A 26,958-nucleotide genomic window follows, 5' to 3' on the forward strand; every position below is an offset into this window, starting at 1 on the left:
ACCGGGGCGACCGCCCTCCCGAAAGGCTCCCACCCGTGATGATCGACTCGTACAGCCCGGCCGACCCGGCCGACCTCGTCGTCCGCGTCGAGGCGCCCGGCGCGGCCGGTACCGCCGCCGCGGTCGGGCGCGCCCGGGCCGCCCAGCCGGGCTGGCTCGCCGCGGGAGCGGCCGCCCGGTCGGCCGCGCTCACCCGCGCCGCCGACGCCGTCGAGGCGCACGCCGGGGAGCTCGCCGCGCTGGTGGTCCGCGAGGTCGGCAAGCCGGTCGCCGAGGCGCGCGGCGAGGTCGCCAGGACCGCCGCGATCTGGCGCTACTACGCGCAGGCGCCGTACGCCCCGGCCGGCGAGCTGCACGAACCGGCTGCCGGCCAGGGCCTGCTGATGACCCGGCGCCGCCCGTACGGGGTGGCCGGGCTGATCACGCCGTGGAACTTCCCGCTGGCCATCCCGGTCTGGAAGGCCGCCCCGGCCCTGGCCACCGGCAACACCGTGGTGCTCAAGCCGGCCCCGGAGGCGACCGCCTGCGCGCTGCGGCTGGCCGAGCTGGCCGGCCTGCCCGAGGGCGTGCTGACGGTCGTGCCCGGGGCGGCCGAGGAGGGGGCGGCCCTGGTCGACGCCGTCGACGTGGTCTCCTTCACCGGCTCCACCGGGGTCGGCCGGGCGGTGGTCGCGGCGGCCTCCGGGCGCGGCGTCCCGGTCCAGGCCGAGATGGGCGGGCTCAACTCCGCGCTGGTCCTCCCGGACGCCGACATCGAGCAGGCCGCCGCGCACCTGGCCGCCGCCATCGCGGGCTACGCGGGCCAGAAGTGCACCGCCACCAGCCGGGTGATCGCCGTCGGCGACGCCCTCGGGCCGCTGCGCGAGGCGCTCGCCAAGGCGCTGGCCGCCGCCGCGCCCGCCGACCCGGCCGACCCGGCGACGGCCTGCGGACCGGTGATCAACGAGGCCGCGCTGGACCGGCTGACCGGCGCCCTCGACTCGGCGGTCGCAGCCGGCGCCCGGGTGGTGGCCGGCGGCGGGCGGGTCGAGCGGGCCGGCTGGTACTTCGGGCCGACCCTGCTCGAGGACGTACCCGCCGGGCACCCGCTGCTGACCGAGGAGTTCTTCGGCCCGCTGGCCGTGCTGTCCGGGGCGGCCACCCTGGACGAGGCGATCGCGCTCGCCAACAGCACCCGGCACACCCTCGCCACCTCGGTGCACAGCCGCGACCTGGACACCGCACTGGCCGCCGCCGACCGGCTGGACGCCGGGATGATCCGGGTCAACGCCCCGTCCAGCGGCGTCGACTTCCACCTGCCGTTCTCCGGCGCCAAGGCCGCCAGCTACGGCAGCCGGGAACAGGGACAGGCCGCGCTCGACTTCTTCACGGCCGGCCGCACCATCACCCTGCTGCCCGCCGGGACGCCCCGATGAGGACCGTCACCACCGTCGACTACCACACGGCCGGCGAGCCGTTCCGGATCGTCACCGGCGGCCTGCCGCCCGTGCCGGGCGACACCGTCGCGGAGCGCCGGGCCGTCGCGCTCGGCGCCGGCGGCACGGCCACCGCCCCGCGCCCGGGCGCGCTGGACGACGTCCGCCGGCTGCTCTCCCGCGAGCCGCGCGGCCACGCCGGGATGTACGGCGGGTTCGTGGTGCCCGCCGACGACAGCGAGGCGCACTTCGGGGTGCTGTTCTGGCACAAGGACGGCTACTCGACCGCCTGCGGCCACGGCACCATCGCGCTCGGCGCCTGGGCGGTCGACTCCGGCCTGGTCGCCGCCCCCGCCGACGGCACCACCCGGGTCCGGATCGACGTGCCGTCCGGCCGGGTCTCGGCCGCCGTCCACCGCAGCGGCGGGCGGACCACCGCGGTCACCTTCCGCAACGTCCCCACCCGGGTCACCGCCCGCGACCTGCGGGTGGAGACCTCCCGCGGTCCGGTCGCCGTCGGCCTCGCCCACTCCGGCGCCTGCTACGCCTCGGTCCGCGCCGCCGACCTCGGCCTGCGCGTCGACCCCGCCCAGCTGCCCGAACTCACCGCCGCCGGACGGGAGATCCGCGCCGCCCTGGCCGCCGAGCCGGCCACCCGCCACCCGGCGGACCCGCGGCTGTCCGGCGTCTACGGGGTGATCCTGCACGAGGAGCTGCCCGACCTGCCGGGCGGCCCGAACCAGCGCAACGTCACGGTCTTCGCGGACGGCCAGATCGACCGCTCGCCGTGCGGCTCGGGCACCTCCGCCCGGCTCGCCCTGCTGGCCGCCGAGGGCCGGCTGACGGCGGGCCAGGAACTGCGGCACGAGTCGGTGATCGGCACGGTGTTCACCGGGCGGCTGGCGGGCGAGCGGGACGGCGGGGTGGTCACCGAGGTCACCGGCAGCGCGTACCGCACCGGCGAGCACCGGTTCGACCTCGACCCCGGCGACCCGCTCGGAACGGGGTTCCTGCTGTGACGCCCGCCCCCGCCCGGGCCGGCGCCGCCCTGCCGTTCCTGGAGCTCACCCTGACGCCGCGGCAGGCCCGCGAGGCGCTGGAGCGGGTGCTGCGGGAGGGCCTGGACCCGGAGAGCTGCCCGCCGCGTTCGAACATCCCGGTCCCCGCCGGCGAGCTGCTGCTGATGCCCGCCGCCACCGGGCGCTACGCCGGGGTGAAGATCGCGGGCGTGGCCCCTGCCAACCCCGGGCTCGGCCTGCCCCGGATCACCGGGAGCCACCTGCTGCTGGACGGCCCGACCCTGCGGCCGCTGGCGCTGTTCGACGGCGCCGCGCTGACCGCGCTGCGCACCCCGGCGGTGACCGCGCTGGCCGTCGGCCGGCTCGCCGCACCGGACGCGGCGCACCTGGTGCTGTTCGGCGCCGGCCCGCAGGCGTACGGGCACCTGGCGGCGCTGGCGGAGGTCCGGCCGCTGACCCGGGTGACCGTGGTGGCCCGCCGGGCGGCGCCCGCCGAGGACCTGTGCGCCCACGCCCGGACGCTCGGGCTCGACGCCGCGCCCGGGACGGCGGCGGCGGTGGCCGGCGCGGACATCGTGGTGTGCTGCACCACCTCCCGGACGCCGCTGTTCGACGGCGGAGCGGTGGCCGACCGGGCGGTGGTGGCGGCGGTCGGTTCGCACGAGCCCGGCGCCCGGGAGGTGGACGGTGCGCTGGTGCGCAGATCGGCGCTGTACACGGAGTCCCGGGCCAGTGCGCTGCGGGAGGCGGGGGACCTCCTGATGGCTTTTCCGATGGGCCGGGCACCGGGGGCAGCGATGCTTGCGAACCTCTCAGAACTGGTGAACGATGAGGCCGCTGTGGCGTTCGACCGGCCGCGGTTCTTCAAAAGCGTCGGGATGGCCTGGCAGGATCTGGCAGTCGCTGCCATGCAATACGAAATGTCCCCCGGATTTCGCTTGAATCTTCCATAAATTGAGTAACGTGACATTGTACAATGGTGTCCTGCGAACCTCCGGAGGAACACCATGGCGGACCGAAAGCCCCGCACCCTCATCTCCGTCCAGGAGCGGCTGCGCGACCAGGTCGCCCACGCACTGCGCGCCGGGCTCATCTCCGGCGAGCTCCGCCCCGGTGTCGTCTACTCCGCCCCCGCCCTCGCCGCCGACTTCGGGGTCTCCGCCACCCCGGTCCGCGAGGCCATGCTCGACCTGGCCCGCGAGGGCCTGGTCGAGGCGGTCCGCAACAAGGGCTTCCGGGTCACCGAGCTGAGCGAGCGCGACCTCGACGAGTACACCGAGATCCGCGCCCTGATCGAGGTGCCCACCGTCGGCCGGGTCGCCCGCACCGCCACCCCCGAGCAGCTCGAGGCGCTGCGCCCCGAGGCCCAGGCGATCGTGGTCGCGGCCCGCGAGCACGACCTGATCGGGTACCTGGAGGCCGACCGCCAGTTCCACCTCGACCTGCTCGGCCTCGCGGGCAACGCCCGGCTCGTCGAGACCGTCGGCGACCTGCGCAAGCGCTCCCGCCTCTACGGCCTCAACCGGCTCGACCAGCGCGGCGAACTGGTCTCCTCGGCCGAGGAGCACCTGGAACTGCTCGACCTCATGATCGCCGGCCGCGCCGACGACGCCGAGGACTGCATGGCCCGCCACCTCGGCCACATCCGCAACCTCTGGGCGGCCGGCGCGGAGTCCGCCGCCGAGGAGCGCCCGGCCCTGCGGCTCGGCGCCCGCTGACCCGTCCGGGTGAAGGGCCGCGATCCGGGCCGTTCCGGGGAGCCGGGCCTACGATGATGGTCCCGACATCGGCAGCCAGGAGGAATCCATGTCCGCCGCAGCAGTGGAGCACCCGTACGAGCAGCCGACGCTGCTCGAGGCGGCCGACCTGATTTCCAGTCGCCTGACGGGGCACCGGGTCGAGATCATCGGGGGTCAGATCATCGTGACGCCACCTGCAGACGGGCAGCACGGAAGCGCCCTCACCACCCTGATGATCCCGTTCCTGGCAGCAGGCCTGCACGGAACCGAGACCCAGCTCATCCAGGCGATCGGGGTCCGGCTCCCGGACGGTCCGTCGGACTACGCCGTGCCGGACCTCGCGCTGGTCGACGCGGACTTCGCGGACCACCCCGCGGGCAACAACTGCTACGACCCCGCGGCCTTCCGGCTGGTCCTGGAGGTCACCTCCGCCGACCTCGGCGACGACCTCAGGAAGAAGCCGTCGGCCTACGCCTCCGCGGGCATCCCGGTCTACGTGATCGTCGACCGACAGAACCGCCGGGTCATGGTGCTCACCGAGCCGAGCGACGGCGAGTACCGGGTGAACGCCGTCCACCGGCCCGGACAGTCCTTCGTCCTGCCCGCCTCCGTCGGGGCCGAGGTCAAGCTCGACGTGGACGCCGTCCTCGGCCCCGAGAAGTAGCCGCCCGGCGGCGCTCAGGCCAGCCGGCCGTCGTGCATCTCCAGCACCCGGTCGACCCGGCCCAGCAGGTCCCGGTCATGGGTGACCATCACCGTCGCCGTGCCGTGGCTGCGGGTGATCTCCGCGAGCAGGCCGACGATCTGCGCGCCGCGCTCGTGGTCCAGCGCCGAGGTCGGCTCGTCGACCAGCAGCACCGACGGCCGGCCGAACAGCGCCCGCGCGATGTTCACCCGCTGCCGCTCACCCCCCGACAGCTGGTGCGGGCGCCGCCGCTGCTTCGCACCGTCCAGCCCGACCGAGGACAGCAGCTCCTCGGCCCGCTCCCGGGCCGCCGACGGGCGCCCGCCGCGGACCGACTCCAGCACCAGCAGCTGCTCGACGGCGGTCAGCGAGGCCAGCAGGTTGGACTGCTGGAAGACGATCCCCAGCCGCTCGCGGCGCAGCGCCGTCCGCGCCCGGTCACCCAGCGCACCGGCGTCCAGACCGTCGATCAGCACCTGCCCCCGGTCGGGCCGCTGCAGGGTCGCGGCGACCGCCAGCAGGCTCGACTTGCCGGACCCGGACGGTCCCGCCACCGCGGTGAACTCGCCCGGCGCCACCTCCAGCGTCACCTCGTCCAGCGCGGTCAGCCGGCTCTCGCCGTCCGGGTAGGTCAGCGTCACCCCGCGCAGGGCGAGGCCGGTACGGGTGGCGGTGGTGCTCTGTGCGGTGGTGGTCATCGGGAGGCTCCCAGGGCGGCCAGCGGGTCGACGGAGGTGATACGGCGGACCGCCAGCGCGGCCCCGGCCAGACCCAGCAGCACCATCGCCGCCACCGGGACGGCCACGGTCGCCGGGCCGACGTCGAACGGCACCGCGGAGGCCGCCAGCAGCCCCCCGACCCCGCCGGCCGCCCCGCCCAGCAGCGCCCCGCCCAGCAGCACGGCCGCCGCCTGCGCGAGCGCGTCGCGCACCAGGTAGCCGCTGCTCGCCCCGACCGCCTTCAGCACCGCGATGTCGGGGCGGCGCTGCACCGTCCAGACGGTGAAGAACGCCCCCACCACCAGCGCGCTGACCGCGAACAGGAAGCCCTGGATCAGCTGCAGGCTGCCCTGCTCCGCCGAGAAGCCGTTGATCCCGGCCAGCGCGTCCGCGAGGGGGACCGTCGTGGTGCCCTGCGCCGCGTCCAGCGCCGCGCCGCCCGCGGGCGAGCCGGTCAGCGCCAGCGCGGTCGGCCGGCCCTGGCCGCTCAGCTGCTCCCAGGTGGCCAGGGTGGTCCAGACGGTCGGCGCGTGCGAGTACGAGCGCTGCTCGGTGACGCCGGAGACGGTCAGGGTGCTCGGACCGACCCGGACCTGCCCGCCCACCGCCAGGTGGTACGCGGCCGCGGTGTCCGCACCGACGGCCACCTGCCCGTCCGCGGGCGCCGCGCCCTGCCGCAGCGGCGGCAGCAGCGCGGCCGGGGCGCCCAGCACGCTGACCGACCCGGCGGCGTCGGACGCGGTCAGCCGGGTCAGCGAGACACCCAGCGGGTGCGCGGCGCCGACCCCGGGCGCCGCGGCGAACGCGGCCTGCTGCCCGGCGGAGACGACGCTGTTGCCGAACGAGACGGTCGCGGCGGCGCCCGCCGGGGCACCGAACACGATCCGGTCGGCCGGCAGTCCGGCGACCGTGGAGGAGGCGGCGGCGGCCAGGCCGCCGGTCAGGCCGTAGAGGAAGACGACCAGCATGGTGATCAGGGTGACGACCGCGCCCATGAGCGCGAACCGGCCCTTGGCGAAGCGGATGTCACGCAGTGCGACGAACACGGGGACCTTCCGGTGGAGGTGGTTTGTCCTGCCGTCCACCCTGTCCGCCGCGGCCGCCGATGCCATCGTGGAGAGGAACGGCCCCCGGCTCCACCCCGCGGTGCACCCGGAAATCCATCGAACGGTTGACGCCCGGCCGGTCGGCCGCCCGCCGCGCACCCCGTACCCTCGGAAGGCGTGACCAGTGACGACCCGGCCGCGCACACCGGCAGCACCCCCGCCCTGCGGCTGATGAACCTCGCCCTGCACGGGCTGTTCTTCGCGCTGCTCGGCGTCCTGCTGGCCCGCGGCGTCCTCGACCGCGGCCTCGGACCGGGCGCGCTCGCCACCGCCGCCCTGCTCGCCGCGGCCTACGCCGCCGGCGGCCTGGTCGGCCGGATCCGCACCACCCGGACCGGCGCCCTGCTCTGGCTCGCCACGGTGGTCCTGCTCTGGGTCGTGCTCACCCTGCTCCACCCCGAGTTCTGCTACCTGGCGTTCCCGCTGTACTTCGTCTGCCTGCACCTGCTGCCCGCCCGCCGGGCCGTCCTGGCGGTCGCCGCCCTGACCGGGGTCGTCGTCGCCGCCCAGGCGGGCACCGACGGCGGCCTGACCACCGCCAAGGTGCTCGGCCCGGTCGCCGGCGCCGCCGTCGCCCTGCTCACCGCCTACGGCTACGCCGCGCTCTACCGGGAGGGCCGCGAACGCCAGCGCCTCATCGACGACCTGGTGCGCACCCGCGACGAGCTCGCCGCCACCCAGCGCGAGGCCGGCCGCCTCGCCGAACGGCAGCGCCTCGCCCGCGAGATCCACGACACCCTCGCCCAGGGACTGTCCTCGATCGTGCTGCTGGCCCGCTCCGCCGAGTCCGCGCTGCCCGCCGACCCCGACGCCGCCGCGAACCGGATCCGCGAGGTCGGGCAGACCGCCTCCGCCAACCTCGCCGAGGCCCGCCGCTTCGTCCACGCGCTCACCCCGCCCGCCCTCGACGACACCACCCTCACCGAGGCGCTGCGCCGCCTGGCCCGCGGCGCCGGAGCCGGCTTCCACCTGGACGGCGAACCCCACCCGCTGCCCGTCGAGGCCGAGGTGGCACTGCTGCGCCTCACCCAGGAGGCACTCGCCAACGCGGTACGGCACGCGGGGGCGCAGCGGATCGCCGTCACCCTCGCCTACCTGGACGACGAGGTGACGCTGGACGTCTTCGACGACGGCGTCGGCTTCGACCCGCTGGCCCGCCCGGAGGGCGAGCGCCGCACCTTCGGCCTGCACGGCATGCGGGAGCGGATCGCGGCGCTCGGCGGCAGCCTGAGTGTCGAGTCCGCGCCGGGCGAGGGCACCGCGGTCGCCGCCGCGCTGCCGCTGCGCCCGGCCGACGGCGTCGGCCTGTTCGCCGAGGCGGGCGCCCGGTGATCCGGGTGCTGCTGGTGGACGACCACCCGGTGGTCCGGCGCGGGCTGCGCGCCATGGTCGACGACCTGCCGGAGGTCACCGCGGTCGGCGAGGCGGCCGACGGCGCCGAGGCGCTGGAGGTGCTCGCCAGGCTGGACCGGCGGCCGGACGTGGTGCTGATGGACCTCCAGATGGGCGCCGGCATGCACGGCGTCGAGGCGACCCGCCGGATCACCGCGCTGCCCGACCCGCCGGCGGTCCTGATCCTGACCACCTACAGCACGGACGCCGACATCCTCGCCGCCGTCGAGGCGGGCGCCACCGGCTACCTGCTCAAGGACGCCCCGCCGCAGGAGGTCGCCGCCGCCGTGCACGCCGCGGCCCGCGGTGAGACCGTGCTCGCCCCGCCGGTCGCCGCCCGGCTGCTCGGGCGGGTCCGCTCGGGCCGTCCGACGCTGTCCCCCCGGGAGACCGAGATCCTGCAGCTGGTCGCCGAGGGTCTGGCCAACCGGCAGATCTCCAAGCGGCTGTTCATCAGCGAGGCCACCGTCAAGACCCACCTGGTGCACGTGTACGACAAGCTGGGAGTCGACAGCCGCACCAGCGCGGTCGCGGCGGGCCTCAACTCGGGCCTGATCCGCCAGGTCTGAGCCGCCAGGTCCGAGCCGCCGGGTCCGAGCCGCCGGGTCCGAGCCCGCCTCCCGTCGCGCCCCGGTACGTCCCTCCCCGGCTTCCGGCCGGGAGGTACCCCGCCCGGACGCAGCGCCGGAGTACCCGGGTACGTCCAGGGCGCGGCTGCTCCGGCGCCTCCCCCGGCCGGGCGCCACGGGCCGCTGCTCGACGGGCGGAGGCTGACCGGCGCGGTACTAGGGTGGGGCGAAACGGCCCGAGGGGAGCACGGTATGACGGTGCATCGGATCCGCTTCGACCTGCCTGTGGTGGCGGCGCCGATGGCGGGCGGAGGTTCGACCCCGCAGCTGGCCGCGGCGGTGTCCGAGGCCGGCGGCCTAGGGTTCCTGGCCGCCGGGTACCGGACCGCGGCCGCGGTCGGCGAGCAGATCCGGGCCGTCCGGGAGCTGACCGGCCGCCCGTTCGGACTCAATCTGTTCGTGCCGGCGGAGCCGGGCGACCCGGCCGCCGTCGCGGCCTACCGGGAGCGGCTGCGGCCCGAGGCGCAGCGGCACGGTGTGGTGCTGCCGGAGGTGATCGCCCCGGACCGGGACGACTGGGAGGCCAAGCTCGACCTGCTGCTGGCCGACCCGGTCCCGGTGGTCTCGTACACCTTCGGGCTGCCCGGCCCGGCCGAGGCCGAGGCGCTGCGGGCCGCCGGGACCACCCAGGTCGCCACGGTGACCTCGGCCGCCGAGGCGGTGGCGGCCGAGGCCGCCGGGATGGACGCGCTCACGGTGCAGGGCCCCGAGGCCGGCGGCCACCGGGCCACCCACCGGGCGGACGCCGAACCCGGCACCCTGCCGCTGGCCGACCTGCTGGCGGCCGTCCGGGCCGTGACCGGCCTGCCGCTGATCGCGGCCGGCGGCATCGCGGACGGGCCCGCCCTGGCGGCGGTCCTGCGCGCGGGCGCCGTCGCCGGCCAGCTCGGTACGGCCTTCCTGCGCTCCGCCGAGTCCGGCGCCCCGGCCGCCCACCGGGCCGCGCTGGTCGACGACCGGTTCCCGGAAACGGCCGTCACCCGTACCTTCACCGGTCGCCCGGCGCGCGGCCTGCGCAACGCCTTCATCGACCGCTACGAGCCGTACGCGCCGACCGCCTACCCGGAGGTGCACCACCTCACCCAGCCGCTGCGGGCGGCGGCGGCCGCGCGCGGCGACCTGGACGCGATGCACCTGTGGGCCGGTACCGGCCACCGGCTGGCCCGCACCGGCCCGGCGGCCGCCATCGCCCGCTCGATCGCCGCGGACGCGGCGGGCTGAGCCGCTCCGGCGGGACGGGCGGGGGCGGGCGCGGGCGCGGGCGCCGGCGGGCCGTCAGGGCGGGGCCGGCCGTCCGCGAGCGCTCCGGGGGGCTCCGGCCGGTTCAGCCGAGCAGGGTGCCCATCCACTCCTCGATGGCGTCGACGGTGCGCGGGAGGCCGCCGGACATCAGCCGGGCGCCGTCGGCGGTGATCACCAGGTCGTCCTCGATCCGGACGCCGAGGCCGCGCAGTTCCAGCGGCAGGGTCTCGTCGTCGGGCTGCAGGTAGAGGCCGGGTTCGACGGTGAGCACCATGCCCTCCGCCAGGACGCCGTCGAGGTAGGTCTCGGCCCGGGCCTTGGCGCAGTCGTGCACGTCGAGGCCGAGCATGTGCCCGCTGCTGCACAGGGTGTAGCGGCGGAACAGGCCGCTGTCCTCGTGCAGCGCCTGCTCGGCGGGGATCCGCAGGACGCCCCAGTCGGCCAGCCCCTCGGCGATCACCCGCATGCCGGCCCGGTGGAAGTCCCGGAAGCTGGCGCCGGGCCGCAGGGTGGCGATGGCGGCGTCCTGGGCGGCCAGCACCAGTTCGTACACCTGGCGCTGGACGGGGGAGAAGGTGCCGGAGAGCGGGAGGGTGCGGGTGATGTCGGCGGTGTAGAGGGTGTCGGTCTCCACGCCGGCGTCGAGCAGCAGCAGTTGGGACGGGTCGAGGGCGCCGTCGTTGCGGATCCAGTGCAGCACGCAGGCGTGTGCGCCGGAGGCGACGATGGTGTCGTAGCCGGTGCCGTTGCCCTCGGCGCGGGCCCGCAGGTTGAAGGTGCCCTCCAGCCAGCGTTCGCCGCGGCCGTGGCGCAGTGCGGTGGGCAGGGCGCGGACCACGTCCTGGAAGCCGGTGGTGGTGAGGTCGACGGAGTGCTGGAGCTGGCCGGTCTCCCAGGCGTCCTTGATCAGGCGCAGTTCGGCGAGGGTGGTGGCGAGCGCGGCGTCCTGGGGTCCGTGCGCGGGGGTGGTCCGGCCGGTCAGGGCGTCGAGGGCCGGGTCGACGCCGGTCAGGACCCGGGTGGCGGGCTGCGGGCCGGTCAGCAGCTTGGCGAGGTCGTCGAGGTGGGCGGTGCGGATGCCGGTGAGGGCGGCCGCCTCGGCCAGGTCCGGCCGCCGGCCGACCCAGAACTCGCCGTAGCGGCGGTCGCGGTAGAACTCGGAGCCGTACGGGCTGCCGCCGCCGCGCGGGGAGCGCGGGCGCAGGTGCAGGACGCTCTCGCCGTCGGGTTCGATCACCAGGACGTGGCCGACCTGGTCCTCGCCGGTCAGGCCGGTGAGCCAGGCGTAGGCGCTGTGCGGGCGGAAGCGGTAGTCGCAGTCGTTGCTGCGGACCTTCAACTGCCCTGCGGGGACGATCAGTCGCTCGCCGGGGAAGGCGGCGGCGAGCCGCCGGCGGCGCGGGCCGGTGGCGTCGTGGCCGGGGACCCGGACGCCGGCGGGCAGCGGGCTGGGGGCCCAGGCGGTGCCCATGAAGGCGTCGAGTGCGGGCGAGACGGGCAGATCGTGGCTGCCGGTGTTGAGGTGCGGTACGGGTTCGGCGGTCACTGCTGCGACTCCTCTGACCTGGGGTGGAAGTACCAGGACCGGCAAGGGGGTTGGGCCCGGGGAGGACACGGCTCGGTAACGGGCCGCACCAGCTCTTGCCAGTGCAATTTCACATTACTATGTTACGGGTCACATCCCGGAGGGGCTAGACCCCAGGTCGCCCCTCCGGTGTGGGCCCCGGATCAGCCCCGGGGCGGACCGGGCCTCATCTTCGGCCCCCCATCTCGGAGTTCGACATGAACAGGCGCACCCACGTCGCCCTGGCGGCGACCATCGCAGCAACCCTCACCCTCGGCCTCTCGGCCTGCGGCAGCAGCGCCGACAGCGGCGGCGCCGGCGACCAGGCGGGCGTCACCACCGAGGGCAACGGCATCATCGGCGGGACGCCGGTCAAGGGCGGCACCCTCACCATCCTGTCCAACCAGGACTTCGACCAGCTCGACCCGGCCCGCAACTGGACCATGCCGGTGATGGACGTGGGCGTCCGGATGCTCTACCGCACCCTCACCACCTTCAAGGCCGCCCCCGGCGCCGAGGGCCTGAAGATCGAGCCCGACCTGGCCACCGACCTCGGCACCCCGAGCGACGGCGCCAAGACCTGGACCTTCCACCTGAAGGACGGCCTCAAGTACGAGGACGGCACCCCGATCGTCGCCGACGACATCAAGTACAACGTCGAGCGCTCCTTCTCGCCCGAGCTCCCGGGCGGCCCCGACTACGCGGTGCGCTACCTGGACGCACCCGAGGGCTACCAGGGCCCGCTCACCGGCGAGCGCCTCGGCAAGCAGGCGATCGAGGTCCCGGACGCGAAGACCATCATCTTCCACCTCAAGCGCCCGGTCGCCGAGTTCGGCTACACCGTCACCCTGCCCACCTTCGCGCCGGTGCCCAAGGCCAAGGAGGCCGGCGCCAACTACAGCAACCACCCGGTCTCCTCCGGCCCGTACAAGATCGAGGAGTACGACCGGGGCAAGCGCATGGTGCTGGTCCGCAACACCAACTGGGACGAGAAGACCGACCCGGTCCGCAAGGCGTACCCGGACCGGATCGTGGTCGAGCAGACCCTCAAGGGCGCCGGCATCGCCGACCGGCTGATCGCCGACCAGGGGGACGACAAGAACGCGGTCTCCTACGTCGACCTGGTCTCCGCGAAGGTCGGCGAGGTGCTCACCAACCCGGACCTGAAGAAGCGTCTGATCAGCGAGAACTCCGGCTGCACCTCGATGCTGGTGACCAACACCAGCAAGCCCCCCTTCGACAACCAGAAGCTCCGCCTGGCGCTGCAGTACGCGGTCGACAAGGAGGCGTACGCGACCGCGGTCGGCGGTCCCGCCTTCAACGACGTCGCCACCACCTTCCTGCCGCCGGTGCTGACCGCGGGCGCGCCGATCGACCACTTCATGATCAAGCCGGCCGGTGACCCGGACAAGGCCAAGCAGCTGATGGCCGAGGCCGGCTTCGCGGGCGGCCTGAAGACCGAACTGGTCACCTCCACCGGCGGCAAGCCGCAGGCCGAGGCCGTGCAGGCGGCGCTCAAGCGGGTCGGCATCGACGTCACCGTCACCACCGTCGACCCGACCGCCGTCGCCTCCATCACCGGTGACAAGGACAAGCAGCCCGGCCTGTCGCTCAGCGGCTGGTGCCCGGACTACCCGTCCGCCGCGACCTTCCTGCCGATGATCTTCGACGGCCGGTCCATCAAGGACAAGGGCAACAACGGCAACAACAGCCGCTTCAACGACCCGGAGACCATCGCCGAACTGGACCGGATCGCCGCCCTGGACGACCTCCAGAAGGCCAACACCGCCTGGCTCGCCCTGGACGCCAAGATCATGGACAAGTCGCCCGCCATCCCGATGACCTGGCAGAAGAAGCCGCTGCTGGTCGGCTCCAACATCGCCGGCGCCTTCGCCCACCCGGTGTGGTCCGGCCAGCTCGACTACGCCGTCATCGGCCTGAAGTCCGTCAAGTAGTCAGGAGTCTGACCCATGACCGCCCCGCTCTCCGAGGCCGCGGCCCCGGGAGCGGGGGCGGCGGTCGGCCCCGCAGACCCCGCCCCCGCGCCCGCCGCACGCCCCGCCTCCCCCTGGCGCCTCGCCTGGCACCGCCTGCGCCGCGAACGGCCCGCCATGGTGGGCCTCGGCATCATCGTCTTCTTCGTCCTGGCCGCCCTGCTCGCCCCGGTGCTCAGCGCCCTCGGCGGCCACGGCCCGGCCGACACCGACAAGAAGGCCCTCGACCTCTACCTCGGCGGCATGCCCAAGGGCGCGCTCGGCGGCGTCAGCGCCGGCCACTGGCTCGGCGTCGAACCGGCCCTCGGCCGCGACATCTTCGCCCGGCTCCTGTACGGCGCGCAGATCAGCCTGCTGGTCGCCTTCAGCGCCGCACTCATCACCACCGTGATCGGCGTCCTGCTGGGCATCACCGCAGGCTACTTCGGCGGCCGCACCGACGCCGTGATCAGCCGCTTCATGGACGTCATGATGTCCTTCCCCAGCCTGATCTTCATGATCGCGCTGCTCTCGGTGGCCCGCGACGCCAACCGGATCCTGCTGCTGATCCTGGTGATGAGCGTCTTCGGCTGGCCCTACATCGCCCGCCTGATCCGCGGCCAGACCCTCTCGCTCAAACACCGCGAGTACGTCGAGGCGGCCCGCGCTTGTGGCACCTCCAGCGCCCGGATCCTGTTCACCGAGATCCTGCCCAACCTCACCGGCACCATCATCGTGTACGTCACCCTGGCGATCCCCGGGCTGATCGGCGCCGAGGCCGCGCTCACCTACCTCGGGGTCGGGGTCCGCCCGCCGACGCCCTCCTGGGGGCAGATGATCTCGGACGCGGTGCCCTACTACAAGGTCGACCCGATGTTCTTCATCCTGCCCAGCAGCTGCCTGTTCCTGGTGGTGCTGGCCTTCACCCTGCTCGGCGACGCCCTGCGCGACGCCCTCGACCCGAAGGGCGGCCGGGCATGATCGGATTCCTGGTCCGGCGCCTGATCGGCATCGCCTTCACCCTCGTGGTGATCTGCGCCATCACCTTCGCCGTCTTCTACCTGCTGCCGACCGACCCGGCCGCCCAGTTCTGCGGCAAGGACTGCTCGGCCGAACGGATCCTGCTGGTCCGCCAGCAGATGGGCCTCGACGACCCGCTGATCGTCCAGTTCGGCCGCTACCTGGCCGGCATCTTCGCCGGCCAGACCCTGGGCAGCGGCACCTACGCCGTGCACTGCTCCTTCCCCTGCTTCGGCTACTCCTACCAGAGCGCCCAGCCGGTCTGGGACCTGATGATGGACCGGCTCCCCGCCAGCGTCTCGCTGGCCGTCGGCGCCGCCTTCCTGTGGCTGGTCCTCGGCCTGGCCGCCGGAGTGCTCTCGGCCCTGCGCCGCGGCACCTGGATCGACCGCACCCTGATGGTCGGCACCATCGGCGTCGCCGCCCTGCCGGTCTACTTCACCGCGATGGTGCTGCTCTACCTGGTGGTCGCCAAGCTCGACCTGATCCCGTACCCGCGCTACATCGCCTTCGGCGAGCACCCCGGCCAGTGGATCGAGAACCTGGTCCTGCCGTGGATCACCCTGGCCCTGATGTCCGCCGCCATGTACGCCCGGATGACCCGCAACTCCGTCATCGAGACGATGGCCGAACCGTACGTGCGCACCGCCCGGGCCAAGGGCCTGCGCGAGCGCCGGGTGGTGGCCAAACACGGCCTGCGCCCCGCGCTCACCCCGGTCGCCACCATGCTCGGCATGGACCTCGGCGGCCTGCTGGCCGGCGCGCTGATCACCGAGTCGCTGTTCGGCCTCCCCGGCGTCGGCAAGCTCTTCGCCGACTCCCTCGGCAAGGCCGACCAGCCGGTGGTCATGGGGATCACCCTGCTCGCCTCCTTCTTCATCGTCACCTCCAACCTGGTCGTGGACGTGGTCTACGCCTGGATCGACCCGAGGGCGAGGCTGTCGTGACCCTGCTCGAAGTCAAGGACCTCACCGTCGGGTTCCGCACCGCCGAGGGCGACGTGCAGGCCGTCCGGGGCGTGGACTTCACCGTCGAGGCCGGCCGCACGCTCGGCATCGTCGGCGAGTCCGGATCCGGCAAGTCCGTCACCTCACTGGCCGTCATGGGCCTGCACCGCGGCGCCGACGTCACCGGCTCGGTCCGCTTCGACGGCACCGAACTGATCGGCGCCGACCCGGAGACCGTACGCCGCCTGCGCGGACGCCGGATGGCGATGGTCTTCCAGGACGCCCTCACCTCGCTGCACCCCTACTTCACCATCGGCGACCAGATCGCCGAGGCCTACCAGGAGCACTTCGGCGCCGGCCGCAAGGCCGCGTGGGCCCGCGCCGTCGAGGTGCTCGGCGACGTCGGCATCCCCGAACCGGCCCGCCGGGCGGGCGAGTACCCGCACCAGTTCTCCGGCGGCATGCGGCAGCGGGCGATGATCGCCCTGGCGCTCTCCTGCGAACCCGACCTGATCATCGCCGACGAACCCACCACCGCCCTCGACGTCACCGTCCAGGCCCAGGTGCTCGAACTGCTGATGAGGCTCCAGCAGGAACGCGGCCTCGGCATCATCATGATCACGCACGACCTCGGCGTGATCGCCCGGGTGGCCGACGAGGTCCTGGTCATGTACGGCGGATCGGCCGCCGAACAGGCCCCCGCCGAAACGCTGTTCGGCGCCCCGCGGCACCCCTACACCCGCGGCCTGCTGGACTCCCTGCCACGCCTCGACGACGACGGCACCGCCGCGCTGTCCGCCATCCCCGGCAGCCCGCCCTCGCTGCTCGCCCCGCCGCCCGGCTGCGCCTTCCACCCCCGCTGCCCGGTCTACGCCGCCGCCCCCGCGGCCGGCCGCGCCGCCTGCACCGCCGAACGCCCCCCGCTGCGCCTGGTCGCCGAACACCACCGCACCGCCTGCCTGCTGGACACCCTCGCCGAGGGCCGCACCGACCCCGAGGAGGTGACCGCATGACGGAGCCCCTGCTCACCGAGCCCCTGCCCACCGAAACCCTGCCCACCGAACCCCTGCTCACCGTGCAGGACCTGGGCATGACCTTCCCCGTCGGGGGCGGCGCCCTGCGCCGCCGCGCGGGGGTGCGCGCCGTCGACCGGGTCACCTTCGACGTCCGGCCCGGCGAGACGCTCGGCCTGGTCGGCGAATCCGGCTGCGGCAAGTCCACCACCGGCCGGATGCTGGTCCGGCTGCTCGACCCCACCGCCGGCCGGATCGCCTTCCGCGGCCAGGACATCACCCGCACCGGCCAGCGTCAACTGCGCCCGCTGCGCAGCAAGTTGCAGATGATCTTCCAGGACCCGTTCGCCTCGCTCAACCCCCGGCAGACCGTCCAGCAGATCATCTCCGCCCCGCTGCGTGCCCAGGGCACCGACCCCGCCCGCACCGCCGCCGAGGTCCGCGACCTGATCCGGCTGGTCGGCCTCGCCCCGGAACACCTGGAGCGCTACCCCCACCAGTTCTCCGGCGGCCAGGCCCAGCGCATCGGCATCGCCCGCGCCCTCGCCACCCGCCCCGAACTGGTCGTCGCCGACGAACCGGTCTCCGCCCTCGACGTCTCCATCCAGGCCCAGATCGTCGGCCTGATGGAACGCCTGCAGCGCGAACTCGGCGTCGCCTACCTCTTCATCGCCCACGACCTCGCCGTGGTCAAGCACATCAGCCACCGGGTCGCCGTGATGTACCTCGGCCGGATCGTCGAGATCGGCGACAAGCAGGAGGTGTACGGCAACCCCGCACACCCCTACACCAAGGCGCTGCTGTCCGCCGTCCCGCTGCCCGACCCGCTCGCCGAACGCCGCCGGGAGCGGATCGTGCTGCTCGGCGACCCGCCCAGCCCCGCCGACCCGCCCGCCGGCTGCACCTTCCACCCCCGCTGCGCCAAGGCACAGCCGGTCTGCCGCACCGAGGCGCCACTGCTGCAGATCACCGCACCCGGCACCACCCGCCAGGCGGCCTGCCACTTCCCCGAGGCCTGACCGCCCCACCCGCCGGACCCGCCCGCCGCCGTACCGCCCCGCCCGGACCCCACATCCGGCCTGCGGCGGTACGGCCCCGGGTGCGCCCGACGGCCGTACCGAACCCAGCACCTCCCCCCCCACATGCACTGGAGCACAGGTGTCAACTCCCAGCACCGCGCGCAGAGTCCTGCTCGCGGCCGCGCTGGCGGCCTCCCTCACGCTGCCCGCGATCCAGACCGCCCAGGCCCTCGGCCCGGCGCCCGCCGCACCCGCCGCCACCGCCGCCGCGCCGGCCCCCGCCTCCACCCCGAGCGCCTACGACGAGGTCGACCACCTCGCCGCCGCGACGGCCACCGCGGGCGGCGCCGCCCCGGCCCCCGGCGGCGGCTCGCTCGGCGACTCGCTGCTCCCCGGCCGGCTGCCCGACCGGGTCGGCGCCCCCGCCCCCGCGGCCGCCCCCGCCGCGGCGCCGGCCGCCGCCCCGGCCACCACCGCCGCCGGGGTGCCCTGCACCGTCGACGGCATGACCGGCCTGAACCCCGCCCAGCTGGTGGCCTTCCTCACCGACCCGGCCGTCACCGCCGACGGCTGCCTGTCCACCTTCCTGTGGACCTGGGACAACCGCTACGCCACCACCATGGACGACGCCCACGTCCGGGCCGTGGCCGACCGGATCACCCAGCTCGCCCCGGCCTACGACGGGACCGGCTCCGCCCACCTGGCCGAGCTGTGGACCTTCCTGCACGCCACGGTCTACTTCGACTTCAACCACGACCAGATCGACGTCACCGACGCCGCCACCCTGGCCGCGATCCAGCGGGCGGTCAACGCCTACACGGCGAACCCGCGCGCCTTCGAGACCACCGACACAGCCGCCGTCAACCTGCGCGAACTGACCATCACCGCCGGCAGCACCGGCCTGCGCCAGAACAACCTCGCCCTGGTCAAGAAGGTCCTCGCCGCGTTCGGCCCCGGCACCCGGGTGGCCGGCAGCGCCCAGTGGGGCAACGCCGCGCTCGCCGCCCTGAACGTCAACTACCTCGGCATCTACAACCAGGACCCGGCCTTCACGGCCGCGGTCGCCGCCGACGCCGACTACCGCGCGAGCCTGCGCTCCTTCGCCTCCGCCGCCCACCTCAAGGGCACCGCCAACGAGTGGGTGGCCCGCGACGCGATGGCCGAGTACGGCCGCACCGGGCAGATCCCCGCGCTGCGCACCGCACTCACCGCGGACCTCGGCCCGCTGCTGGACACCACCAAGGCGGTCTTCGGCGAGTACTCCGCCCCCTGGGTCAAGGTGGTCGGCTGGGCCAACTTCTACGGCGTCTGCGCGCAGTTCGGCGTCTGCACCGACCAGATCGAGGCCAGGCTCTTCCCGTACACCTACCGGTACGACAACGGCGCGCTCGAGGTGCACACCGCCCTCGACCGGGCCACCGTCGACCAGATGTACTACGCCAGCAAGCAGGTGAAGACCCAGCTCTTCCGGGTGCTCGGCACCGACGCGCCGCTCGCCGGCGACGTCAACTCCACCCTGCACATCCACCTCTACGCCTCGCGCGCCGACTACGAGGTCTACCACCCGCTGCTGACCGGGATGACCACCAGCAACGGCGGCATCTACATCGAGAACGGCGCCACCTTCTACACCTACCAGCGCCGGGTGCCGCAGGACTCCACCCTCACCCTGGAGGAGCTGTTCCGGCACGAGTACACCCACTACCTGAACGGCCGCTGGGCCACCCCCGGCACCTTCGGCGAGCCGCGCTGGTACGACAACGACCTCACCACCGCGATGGACGAGGGCACCGCCGAGTTCTTCGACGGCTCCACCCGCGACCAGGGCATCCTGGTCCGCCGGTCGCTGGTGGCCAAGCTCGCCCAGGACGAGGCCGCCGGCATCCCGCGGATGAGCATCAACGAGCTGATCCACGCCCGCTACACCGACACCCCGGCGTTCCACTTCTACAACTACGCCGGCACCTTCTTCGAGTTCCTGTGGCTCCGGCACCCCTCGCAGCTGCGCGAGATGTACGGCTACCTGCGGGCCGACAACCCGGCCGGCTTCGACGCCTGGCGCACCCGGGTCGGCTCCGACGCCGCGCTGCAGGCCCAGTACAGCGCCTTCCTGGACGCACAGATCGCCGCGCTGCCCACGCTGTACGTCCCCAGCACCTCCTTCACCCCCAACGGGTACCTGAAGTACGCCTACCCGGCCGAGGTGCAGTCCGCCATCGCCGGGGCCACCTCCAACACCCCGTCCTGCAAGGACAACGGTGACTGGGACAACAAGCCGATGCGGTTCGTCTGCACCGGCCGGATCACCGCCAACCTCTCCGACTCCACCGACCCCGACGCGGTGTTCAAGGACATGTCCTCCACCGTCGACTACTTCATCCTGCAGCGCACCAAGGGCGTCGCGAACAACCTCGACGACATGAACTGCTCCTTCGGCAAGGTCGACGTGTGGACCGGCGGCAGGGCCGGCACCGCCGACTACACCTGCGAGGGCCCGCTCCGCAGGTGACCCGACCCCCGGTCGGGCGCGGCGGGGAACCGTAACAGCGGGCCGCGCCCGGCCGGGTCCCACCCCGCTCCCCGCAACTCCCGTACGGGCCGGACGTCCTGACCGCTTCCGCGCCCGGCCCGTACGGGCCCACCGCCCATCCGCCCGGAAGGCAGCCAGCACCCGTGACCGAGACGCTCAGCTGGGACGGCAGCGCGCCGCCCTCCGACCGCACCGAGACCAGCCGGCCGGTGGACACCGGACTCGCCGTACCGGGCCTGAAGGTCAGGGCCACCGCCGTCGGCGCCACCGGCGTGACCGTGCGCACCACCGGCCTCGGCCCGGGCATGGTACTGATCGAGGCCACCGCCACCGGCCCCGACGACCCGCTGCCGACCCGGCTGCGGGTGGAGTGGCGGCTGCCGTGCACCGGGGCGAGCGCCTACTGGACCCCCGACACCGGCCACCGCTGGCTGCCGCCGTCCTGGAACCGGCCGCGCGAGGCCTCCCTGCCCAAGGGCGCCCCCGTCGGCAGCCTGGTCGGAGCCGGCGACCGGGCGCTGTGCACCTTCGCCGTCGGCGAGCCGGTGCTGCCGGTCACGATCGGCGAGGGCGCGGTCGAGGAGACCGGCGAGTTCAGCTTCTGGACCGAGCACCAGGGCATCGGGCTGCGGCTGCTGCTCGACCTGAGCGGCCGCCACTTCGCCGACACCGTCCGCGCCGCGGCTGCCTGGTGGGCCGCCGAACTGCCCACCGCCCCGGTCCCCGACGCCGCCTTCGAACCGGTCTTCTGCACCTGGTACACCCTGCACCTGGCGATGACCGCGGCCGACGTCGAGCGGCTGGCCGCGCTCGCCGCACCGCTCGGCTTCCGCTCGCTGATCGTCGACGACGGCTGGCAGACCGACGAGGACAGCCGCTCGTACGCCACCACCGGCGACTGGCGGCCCGCCCCGGCCGGCTTCCCCGACTTCGCCGGCCACGTCCGCCGGGTCCGCGCCCTCGGGCTCAACTACCTGCTCTGGCACGCGCTGCCGTTCGCCGGCGAACGCAGCGCCGCCGCCGGTACGCTCGCCGCCCACGCACTGGCCCACCTGGCAACACTGCAGACCCATGTGCTCGATCCGCGCAGCGCCACCGTCCGCGCGCACCAGGTGGAACGGCTGGCCGCCGCCGTGGAGCAGCACGGGGTGGACGGCCTGAAGATCGACTTCATCGACACCTTCGCCCGGGCCGAGGCCGTCACCGGCTCACCCGAGGCCGACTGCGACACCGTCGCCGAAGGCGTGCACCGCCTGCTCACCGACCTGGACACCCGGCTGCGCGCCACCCGGCCCGAGGTCCTGGTCGAGCACCGGCAGGACTACACCGGCCCCGGCCTGTGGCCGTTCGCCACCATGGTCCGGGCCACCGACTGCCCGCACAACGCCACCGAGAACCGCACCCGCACCGCCGACCTGCGGCTCACGGCGGGCCCGCTCGCCGTCCACGCCGACCCGCTCACCTGGCACCCGGACGAGAGCCCCGAGCAGATCGCCGTGCTGTTCCAGTCGGTGCTCTTCGCCACCCCGCAGGTCTCGGTCGACCTCGCCGCCCAGCGGCCGGAGCAGCTGGCCGTGGTGCGGTTCTGGCTGTCCGTCGTGCGGGAGCACACCGGACTGCTGCAGCGCGGCGACCTGCGCCCGCACCGGCCCGAGCTCGGCTACCCGCTGATCGAGGCGCGGCACGACGGCGCCCTGGCGTTCGGCCGGTACGCACCGCTGCCCGCCGTCGTGACGGGGGAGTGGCACACCCTGCTGCTGGCCAACGCCGACCAGGACCCGCAGGTGCGGCTGGTCCTCGACGGCCCGCCGGGGCCGCTGACGCTGCAGGTCAGGGACTGCACGGGCACCGTACTGAGCGAGGAGGCGCGGACGCCGGACGGGCCGGAACTGGTGGTCCGGGTGCCGACCGGTGGTCTGTTGACGGTCCGCCGCGACCGGTAGCGGGGGTCCCGGGCCGGGACCGACCCGCCCGGTGGGCCCTGTCCGGCGGCGCGGCCGGACAGGGCCCACCCGTCGTCAGACCTCCAGCTCGGCCTCGATCCGCTTCAGCTGGTGGCGGGCCATCGCCAGGTTGGCCCGGCCCTTGTCCAGTGCCAGGTACAGGAACAGGCCCTTGCCGGAGCGGCTGGTCAGTGGCCTGATCAGGTGGTACTGGCTGCTCAGCGAGATCAGGATGTCCTCGATGGCCTCCTTGAGATTGAGCATCTCGATCGCCCGGACCTTCGCCCGCACCACGTCCGTATTGCCCGCCGCGGCGACGTTCAGGTCCAGATCGGGCGAGCCGCCGATGGTGCCGAGCGCCATACCGCTGTTGTAGTCGACCAGTGCGACACCGATAGTGCCGTCGATCGAGTTCATGATGTCCTTGAGAGCGGCGTCGGTGCTTGCCATGGTGTCCTCTTTCCTTGGGTTTCTTCCGGTGGTGTGGCTGGTGCAGCAGTGGTCAGGGCCGGGTCAGTCGCGCTCGTGGCGCTCCAGGGCGGCATCGGTGATCGCCGCGATCCGGCCGCCCGCCCGGCGGGCCTCCAGGTGCAGCCGGCCGATGTTGGCGTCCGGCCCGGCGAGCAGGGTCAGCACCACGAAGGCGCCGGCCGCGTACGTCGCGGTGTAGCCGGAGTCGCCCCTGGTCAGCAGTTCGCGGAAGCCGCCCTGACCGGTCGCCTCGGCGAGCCGGGCGCCGATCCCGAGCGCGGCCGCGGTCAGCGCGGCGACCCCGGAGGGCTCCAGGTCGGTGGTGTCGTGGGCGACCACCAGACCGTCGATGGTCGCCACCAGGGAGCCGGTCAGGTGCGGGACCCTGGCGCGGAGCCCGCGCAGCTCGGTGAGCACTTCGGGCTCGGCCAGCACCTCGGGGTCGATCAGGACGGGAGGCCGGCGGCCGGTGAACTGTCGCAAGGTGCGCTTCATGACTCGGTCGGGCGGACGGAACGGACGGGTGGAACACTCACAGTCGGGCCTCCAGGCCGGCTCGGATCCTGAGCAGCAGGGCGACATGCGGATCTGACGGGTCGTAGGGCAGAGAGGTGGCGACCGCCGGCCGGGCGGCCACCGGTGCGGCGACGGGTACTGCGACGGGTGCGGCGACGGTCACCGGGACCGGTGCGGCCGCCGCGAGCGGTACGGCCGGTGGTGCGGCGTGCCGCGGCCGGGTGGGGAGCAGCACCTGCGGGGGGCCGGCCGGCACCGCCGGGCGCAGCGGCGGCCGCGGTGGCGGGATCGGCGGGACCGGTGGCGCGGTGGACTCGATCAGCCCGCCGGCCGCCAGGTGCCGGATGTCCAGCACCGTGCCGAAGGCCGAACGGCCCAGCAGCAGGGCGATGTCGGCCGGGGTCCGGTGGCCGTCGGCGGCGTCCAGCACGGCCCGGCGGCGGCTGGAGCAGGCCTTGGGTACGGCGCCGGGGCGGCGGCGCACGGCGGCGGCGTCCAGCTGCGGGCACGGCCACACCCGGTCCAGCAGGGCGCGCCGGCGGCCCACGGCGGCGCGCAGCTCCCGGACGGACATCGGCCGGGCCAGCGTGAACTCGGGCCGGGCGGCGGGCGAGAAGCGGATCTCGCCGCCGTCCTGGGCGAGCGCGAAGAAGGCGGCGTCCAGGACGGCGGTCAGCTGGCAGAGCTGGAGTTCGCTGCGGCTCACCCGGCCCGAGCGGACCAGCTGTTCGGCCATCGGGCGGCCGGTGGCGAGGTGGCCGGCCCACTCGGCGGCGGAGAGCCGGCCGCAGCCGGTGAGCAGCGCCTCGACGCTCGCGGCGGCCGGGCTCTCGGCGTGCACCACGTAGCCGTCCACCAGGTGGAGGGTTCCGGCGGCGCCGGCCATGGTGCCGTCGGCGCGCTGGGCCGCGAGGTCGGTCAGGGCGGTCTCGAAGACCGTGGCGGGGGAGCAGCCGGAGCGGCGCCGCCGGGGCAGGCGCTGGGCGGCCAGCGTCGCGGGCATCAGTCGAGCACCAGCTGTTCGGCGATGGCGGCCAGTCTGAGTCTGGACATCGCCAGGTTGGCGCGGTCGCGGTCGAGCCGCAGGTACAGGATGAGGTTGCTGTCGAAGTCGGTGTCGAGGAAGCGCACCAGGTGGTAGGTGCCGGCCGAGCTGAGGATGACGTCCTCGGCCGGGGCGGTGCCGGAGGCCGGGTCGGCGAAGGAGGCGCTCTGGGTCACCGCTCTGGCCAGTTCGGTCGCGTCGGCGGCGCCGACCTCGTGGTCGCCGCCCGGGCCCTCCCCGGCGGTGCCCAGCGCGAGCCCGCTGGTCCAGTCGACCAGGCTGACGCCGAGCGCGCCCGGCACACCCATGGCCTCGGTAAGGCAGTCATCGATCCCCGGCACCGACACGCACCCCTCCTGCGCACCCATGGGGGGTGCGCGCCCGGCACCGCGCTCACTGGCGGTAACCTGTTCGGAGCGCAACGCTAACCCCCAACGTTCGAGCGCGGGCCGGATTCCGTCATATTCGTCGGGCATATGCCCGAATCTGTTAGGGTCACCGGCCGTTTCTGTGCGGAGGACCGCCGTCCGGCGGCCGGTGCCGACGGCCAACCTTGCGTGTGCGGGCGGCAGTTGGGATCCTGCTAGGCTCCCGCCGGGCCCGTGCCGCGGCACTGCAGCGCCGCGAGGTACGCCCGCACGGTGTCCTGTGCGCCGGGGCCGGCCGGGACGGTGAGGGCGACATGGTTGTCCGGCCGCACCAGCACCAGTGCGTCGCCCTCGATCCCGTACGCCCGGCGGACGTGGCCGTCCGGGTCGGCGGCGCTCCCGGGACCGGCCGCCAGCGCGAGCGGACGGACGTGCGGGGCGAGCCCGGTAAGGGCCGGGCGGCTGCCCGGGCCGAAGCCGAGCAGGGTGAAGTGGCTTCCGGCGAAGGTCTCGAAGAGCCGCGCCGGGGTGCCGTCCGGCGCGGTGTACGGCGCGTCGGGCGCCCGGTCGCCGGCCCGCAGCGGGCCGCCCAGCAGGTCCTCGGCGAGCGAGCTGTCGCGGTACCCGATGGCCAGACCGCTGGTGTCGGTGAGCCGGCCGGCCTCCACCCCGACGCCGGGGGTCCGTACGCCCTCGGCCACGGCGGCCATGCCCGCGCTGCTGACGCCCAGCGTCCAGGCCGCGACCGGCAGCCGCTCCTCCTGGTAGGTGTCCAGCAGGCCGGGGCCGGCCAGGCCGGTCAGGACGTGGCCGAGCTTCCAGCCCAGGTTCCAGGCGTCCTGGATGCCGGTGTTCATGCCCAGGCCGCCCGCGATCGGGTGGACGTGGGCGCTGTCCCCGGCGAGCAGCACCCGGCCGACCCGGTAGCGGTCCACCATCCGGACGTTGACCCGCCAGGTGGTCAGCCAGGTCGCCCGGGACAGTCGGATGTCGCGGCGGCCGGTGCGCTGCTCGACCAGCCGCCGGAAGCTCTCCAGCGAGGGCGGCAGCACGGTGCCGTCGGCGTCGGTCTCGGGCGTGGCCTGCAGCTGCCAGACGGACTCGCCCGGGAACGGGCAGAGCATCAGCGCGCCCTCGGGGCCGAACCACTGGTGCCAGGCGTCGGGCTCCAGGCCGGCCACCTCCACGTCGCCGACCACCAGTGCGAACTCCGGGTCGCTGGTGCCCTGCAGCGGGATGCCGAGCTGCTTGCGCACCGTGCTGCGGCCGCCGTCGCAGCCCACCAGGTGGTCGGCGGTGACGGTGCGGCCGTCGGCGAGCATGACCCGCACCCCGTCCGGGCCCTGCTCGAACCGGTCGACCCGGCTGTCGAGTTCGACCTGTCCGCCGAGGTCCGCGAGCAGTTCGCGGAGTGCGCCCTCGACCTTCCACTGCGGCAGGAACAGGCCCGTCGGGTAGGGCGTGCCGGGCGTCGGCCGGGCGTCCGCGTAGGGGTCGGTGTCGGCGATGAACTCGCCGGCGAAGTACTTGCGGAACGGCAGGTGGGTCCGGCCCCCGGCGGTCAGCCGGTCGAGGATGCCGAGGTCGGCCAGGACCTCCTGGCTGCGTGCGTTGAGGGTCTTGCCGCGGGAGCCGGTGGCGAAGGCCGCCGCCTGTTCGAGCACCCGGACCCGGACGCCCTGCCGGGCCAGGCTGCAGGCCAGGGTCAGCCCGGTCGGTCCGGCTCCCGCGATCACCACGGTCTTCATCGGAGTCTGCCTCTCGTCGGTCGCGCCGCGTTCCTCCATGGCTCCAGCGAACCGCAACCGGGGAAGAAATGCAACCGAGTAACAAAAGTATCCGAGTTATGCTTGCCCCATGACCGATGAGCCGGAGGGACTGCGGGCCCTCAAGAAGCAGCGCACCCGGCAGGCGATCGCCGACACGGCGATCGGACTGTTCCTGAGGAACGGCTTCGACAAGGTGTCGGTGGCGGAGATCGCCGCCGCCGCGGAAGTCTCCAAGCCGACGCTGTTCCGCTACTTCGCCACCAAGGAGGAGCTGGTCCTGCACCGGATGGCCGACCACCTCGGCGAGGCCGCCCGGGTGGTGCGCGAGCGGCCGGCCCCGCTCACCCCGCTGGCGGCGCTGGAACGCCACCAGCTGGAGCGGCTGGCCGCCCACGACCCGGTCACCGGCCTGTGCGAGGAGCCCGAGGTGCTCGCCTTCATGCGGCTGGTCTACGACACCCCCAGCCTGTCCTCGCACCTGCTGGACTACATCGGGCACGACATCGACGCGCTGGCGGCCGCGCTCGCCGAGGCGCTGCCCGGTGCGGGCGCGCTGGCGCCGCGGCTGGTGGCGGTGCAGTTCATCGGCGTACGGCAGGAGCTGGCGAGGCTCAACTGGCAGCGGCTGGACGGCGGCACCCCGGTCGAGCAGGCGCACCGCCTGGCGGTGGCCGAGACCGTCGAGGCGGTCGCCCTGCTGCGCGGCGGCGCGGGCGGCCGCGGGTTCTGAGCGGCCGGCCGCCGGCACGCCTCTTCGGCGCCGGCCGCCGGCACGCCGAGGAGGGGTGCCGGGGGTCTCCCGGCACCCCTCCTCGGGGTGTGCGTCCGACCGGC

At 74.4% G+C, this 26,958-nt stretch carries 24 protein-coding genes; 16 read left to right on the plus strand and 8 right to left on the minus strand.

The features are described from left to right. Positions 1 to 38 precede the first annotated feature (38 nt). The 5 genes from AC2TEW_RS14500 to AC2TEW_RS14520 all read left to right on the plus strand — a co-directional run bounded on the left by AC2TEW_RS14500 (position 39) and on the right by AC2TEW_RS14520 (position 4,837). Positions 39 to 1,415 carry an aldehyde dehydrogenase family protein gene (locus AC2TEW_RS14500; RefSeq protein ID WP_484623886.1) on the plus strand — a complete coding sequence of 459 codons (1,377 nt, stop codon included), beginning with the start codon at positions 39 to 41 and terminating at the stop codon, positions 1,413 to 1,415. Further along, entirely contained in the window at positions 1,412 to 2,434 is a 1,023-nt protein-coding gene (locus tag AC2TEW_RS14505; RefSeq protein WP_484623748.1) for a proline racemase family protein, read from the plus strand. Before AC2TEW_RS14500 ends, AC2TEW_RS14505 begins: the two co-directional genes overlap by 4 nt. Further along, complete coding sequence (locus tag AC2TEW_RS14510; protein WP_484623749.1) at positions 2,431 to 3,387, plus strand: ornithine cyclodeaminase family protein; 957 nt, start codon at positions 2,431 to 2,433, stop codon at positions 3,385 to 3,387. Before AC2TEW_RS14505 ends, AC2TEW_RS14510 begins: the two co-directional genes overlap by 4 nt. Positions 3,388 to 3,441: 54 nt before the next feature. Continuing rightward, complete coding sequence (locus AC2TEW_RS14515; RefSeq protein WP_484623750.1) at positions 3,442 to 4,152, plus strand: GntR family transcriptional regulator; 711 nt, start codon at positions 3,442 to 3,444, stop codon at positions 4,150 to 4,152. Between the two features lie 88 nt (positions 4,153 to 4,240). Further along, a complete protein-coding gene (locus AC2TEW_RS14520) occupies positions 4,241 to 4,837 on the plus strand; it encodes a Uma2 family endonuclease (protein WP_484623751.1) in 597 nt (198 codons plus the stop codon). A gap of 14 nt (positions 4,838 to 4,851) precedes the next feature. Here AC2TEW_RS14520 and AC2TEW_RS14525 read toward each other — a convergent pair whose 3' ends face one another. After that, positions 4,852 to 5,556, minus strand: coding sequence for an ABC transporter ATP-binding protein (locus AC2TEW_RS14525; RefSeq protein ID WP_484623752.1), 705 nt, complete (start codon positions 5,554 to 5,556; stop codon positions 4,852 to 4,854). Then, positions 5,553 to 6,623 carry an FtsX-like permease family protein gene (locus AC2TEW_RS14530; protein WP_484623753.1) on the minus strand — a complete coding sequence of 357 codons (1,071 nt, stop codon included), beginning with the start codon at positions 6,621 to 6,623 and terminating at the stop codon, positions 5,553 to 5,555. Before AC2TEW_RS14530 ends, AC2TEW_RS14525 begins: the two co-directional genes overlap by 4 nt. Before the next feature lie 231 nt (positions 6,624 to 6,854). Between AC2TEW_RS14530 and AC2TEW_RS14535 the strand changes: the two genes are divergently transcribed. From AC2TEW_RS14535 to AC2TEW_RS14545, 3 genes are all read left to right on the plus strand, one after another. Then, the gene (locus AC2TEW_RS14535) at positions 6,855 to 8,015 is read left to right on the plus strand and encodes a sensor histidine kinase (RefSeq protein WP_484623887.1); all 1,161 of its coding nucleotides are present in this window, start codon (positions 6,855 to 6,857) and stop codon (positions 8,013 to 8,015) included. Next, on the plus strand, positions 8,012 to 8,644 hold the full coding sequence (locus tag AC2TEW_RS14540; protein WP_484623754.1) for a response regulator: 633 nt from the start codon (positions 8,012 to 8,014) through the stop codon (positions 8,642 to 8,644). The genes AC2TEW_RS14535 and AC2TEW_RS14540 overlap by 4 nt, the downstream gene beginning before the upstream one ends. A 252-nt stretch (positions 8,645 to 8,896) precedes the next feature. Beyond that, positions 8,897 to 9,925 carry an NAD(P)H-dependent flavin oxidoreductase gene (locus AC2TEW_RS14545; RefSeq protein ID WP_484623755.1) on the plus strand — a complete coding sequence of 343 codons (1,029 nt, stop codon included), beginning with the start codon at positions 8,897 to 8,899 and terminating at the stop codon, positions 9,923 to 9,925. 103 nt (positions 9,926 to 10,028) lie between these two features. Here the strand turns inward: AC2TEW_RS14545 and AC2TEW_RS14550 are convergent, their stop codons facing one another. Next, entirely contained in the window at positions 10,029 to 11,492 is a 1,464-nt protein-coding gene (locus tag AC2TEW_RS14550; protein WP_484623756.1) for an aminopeptidase P family protein, read from the minus strand. A gap of 236 nt (positions 11,493 to 11,728) precedes the next feature. Between AC2TEW_RS14550 and AC2TEW_RS14555 the strand changes: the two genes are divergently transcribed. The 7 genes from AC2TEW_RS14555 to AC2TEW_RS14585 all read left to right on the plus strand — a co-directional run bounded on the left by AC2TEW_RS14555 (position 11,729) and on the right by AC2TEW_RS14585 (position 21,955). After that, positions 11,729 to 13,465, plus strand: coding sequence for an ABC transporter substrate-binding protein (locus AC2TEW_RS14555; RefSeq protein WP_484623757.1), 1,737 nt, complete (start codon positions 11,729 to 11,731; stop codon positions 13,463 to 13,465). A 15-nt stretch (positions 13,466 to 13,480) separates the two neighbouring features. Further along, on the plus strand, positions 13,481 to 14,464 hold the full coding sequence (locus AC2TEW_RS14560; protein ID WP_484623758.1) for an ABC transporter permease: 984 nt from the start codon (positions 13,481 to 13,483) through the stop codon (positions 14,462 to 14,464). Further along, positions 14,461 to 15,450 carry an ABC transporter permease gene (locus AC2TEW_RS14565; protein WP_484623759.1) on the plus strand — a complete coding sequence of 330 codons (990 nt, stop codon included), beginning with the start codon at positions 14,461 to 14,463 and terminating at the stop codon, positions 15,448 to 15,450. Before AC2TEW_RS14560 ends, AC2TEW_RS14565 begins: the two co-directional genes overlap by 4 nt. Continuing rightward, positions 15,447 to 16,463 (plus strand): ABC transporter ATP-binding protein, encoded by a 1,017-nt coding sequence (locus AC2TEW_RS14570; protein WP_484623760.1) that lies wholly within the window; start codon positions 15,447 to 15,449, stop codon positions 16,461 to 16,463. Before AC2TEW_RS14565 ends, AC2TEW_RS14570 begins: the two co-directional genes overlap by 4 nt. Then, on the plus strand, positions 16,460 to 17,482 hold the full coding sequence (locus tag AC2TEW_RS14575) for an ABC transporter ATP-binding protein (RefSeq protein WP_484623761.1): 1,023 nt from the start codon (positions 16,460 to 16,462) through the stop codon (positions 17,480 to 17,482). Before AC2TEW_RS14570 ends, AC2TEW_RS14575 begins: the two co-directional genes overlap by 4 nt. Before the next feature lie 139 nt (positions 17,483 to 17,621). Continuing rightward, positions 17,622 to 19,991: a collagenase gene (locus AC2TEW_RS14580; RefSeq protein WP_484623762.1), complete on the plus strand. Its 2,370-nt coding sequence runs from the start codon at positions 17,622 to 17,624 to the stop codon at positions 19,989 to 19,991. A gap of 164 nt (positions 19,992 to 20,155) precedes the next feature. Beyond that, complete coding sequence (locus AC2TEW_RS14585; RefSeq protein ID WP_484623763.1) at positions 20,156 to 21,955, plus strand: glycoside hydrolase family 36 protein; 1,800 nt, start codon at positions 20,156 to 20,158, stop codon at positions 21,953 to 21,955. A gap of 75 nt (positions 21,956 to 22,030) precedes the next feature. On the opposite strand, the gene AC2TEW_RS14590 is transcribed toward AC2TEW_RS14585, so the two are convergent. From AC2TEW_RS14590 to AC2TEW_RS14610, 5 genes are all read right to left on the minus strand, one after another. Continuing rightward, a complete protein-coding gene (locus AC2TEW_RS14590) occupies positions 22,031 to 22,405 on the minus strand; it encodes a roadblock/LC7 domain-containing protein (RefSeq protein WP_484623764.1) in 375 nt (124 codons plus the stop codon). A 63-nt stretch (positions 22,406 to 22,468) separates the two neighbouring features. After that, the gene (locus AC2TEW_RS14595) at positions 22,469 to 22,861 is read right to left on the minus strand and encodes a roadblock/LC7 domain-containing protein (protein WP_033825506.1); all 393 of its coding nucleotides are present in this window, start codon (positions 22,859 to 22,861) and stop codon (positions 22,469 to 22,471) included. A gap of 97 nt (positions 22,862 to 22,958) precedes the next feature. After that, entirely contained in the window at positions 22,959 to 23,945 is a 987-nt protein-coding gene (locus tag AC2TEW_RS14600; protein WP_484623765.1) for a transcriptional regulator, read from the minus strand. Further along, positions 23,945 to 24,328 (minus strand): hypothetical protein, encoded by a 384-nt coding sequence (locus AC2TEW_RS14605; protein WP_484623766.1) that lies wholly within the window; start codon positions 24,326 to 24,328, stop codon positions 23,945 to 23,947. Before AC2TEW_RS14605 ends, AC2TEW_RS14600 begins: the two co-directional genes overlap by 1 nt. Before the next feature lie 242 nt (positions 24,329 to 24,570). Continuing rightward, a complete protein-coding gene (locus AC2TEW_RS14610) occupies positions 24,571 to 26,142 on the minus strand; it encodes an FAD-dependent monooxygenase (protein WP_484623767.1) in 1,572 nt (523 codons plus the stop codon). A 70-nt stretch (positions 26,143 to 26,212) separates the two neighbouring features. Between AC2TEW_RS14610 and AC2TEW_RS14615 the strand changes: the two genes are divergently transcribed. Further along, positions 26,213 to 26,854 (plus strand): TetR/AcrR family transcriptional regulator, encoded by a 642-nt coding sequence (locus AC2TEW_RS14615; RefSeq protein WP_484623768.1) that lies wholly within the window; start codon positions 26,213 to 26,215, stop codon positions 26,852 to 26,854. Positions 26,855 to 26,958: the final 104 nt, after the last annotated feature.

Source organism: Kitasatospora sp. NEAU-CNBT7 (genome assembly GCF_057220535.1).

Coding starts and splice junctions, on each gene's coding strand:
- AC2TEW_RS14500 (WP_484623886.1), top strand. CDS start 39: ATGATCGACTCGTACAGCCCGGCCGACCCGGCCGACCTCGTCGTCCGC.
- AC2TEW_RS14505 (WP_484623748.1), top strand. CDS start 1,412: ATGAGGACCGTCACCACCGTCGACTACCACACGGCCGGCGAGCCGTTC.
- AC2TEW_RS14515 (WP_484623750.1), top strand. CDS start 3,442: ATGGCGGACCGAAAGCCCCGCACCCTCATCTCCGTCCAGGAGCGGCTG.
- AC2TEW_RS14520 (WP_484623751.1), top strand. CDS start 4,241: ATGTCCGCCGCAGCAGTGGAGCACCCGTACGAGCAGCCGACGCTGCTC.
- AC2TEW_RS14525 (WP_484623752.1), bottom strand. CDS start 5,556: ATGACCACCACCGCACAGAGCACCACCGCCACCCGTACCGGCCTCGCC.
- AC2TEW_RS14535 (WP_484623887.1), top strand. CDS start 6,855: ATGAACCTCGCCCTGCACGGGCTGTTCTTCGCGCTGCTCGGCGTCCTG.
- AC2TEW_RS14545 (WP_484623755.1), top strand. CDS start 8,897: ATGACGGTGCATCGGATCCGCTTCGACCTGCCTGTGGTGGCGGCGCCG.
- AC2TEW_RS14555 (WP_484623757.1), top strand. CDS start 11,729: ATGAACAGGCGCACCCACGTCGCCCTGGCGGCGACCATCGCAGCAACC.
- AC2TEW_RS14560 (WP_484623758.1), top strand. CDS start 13,481: ATGACCGCCCCGCTCTCCGAGGCCGCGGCCCCGGGAGCGGGGGCGGCG.
- AC2TEW_RS14565 (WP_484623759.1), top strand. CDS start 14,461: ATGATCGGATTCCTGGTCCGGCGCCTGATCGGCATCGCCTTCACCCTC.
- AC2TEW_RS14575 (WP_484623761.1), top strand. CDS start 16,460: ATGACGGAGCCCCTGCTCACCGAGCCCCTGCCCACCGAAACCCTGCCC.
- AC2TEW_RS14590 (WP_484623764.1), bottom strand. CDS start 22,405: ATGGCAAGCACCGACGCCGCTCTCAAGGACATCATGAACTCGATCGAC.
- AC2TEW_RS14600 (WP_484623765.1), bottom strand. CDS start 23,945: ATGCCCGCGACGCTGGCCGCCCAGCGCCTGCCCCGGCGGCGCCGCTCC.
- AC2TEW_RS14610 (WP_484623767.1), bottom strand. CDS start 26,142: ATGGAGGAACGCGGCGCGACCGACGAGAGGCAGACTCCGATGAAGACC.
- AC2TEW_RS14615 (WP_484623768.1), top strand. CDS start 26,213: ATGACCGATGAGCCGGAGGGACTGCGGGCCCTCAAGAAGCAGCGCACC.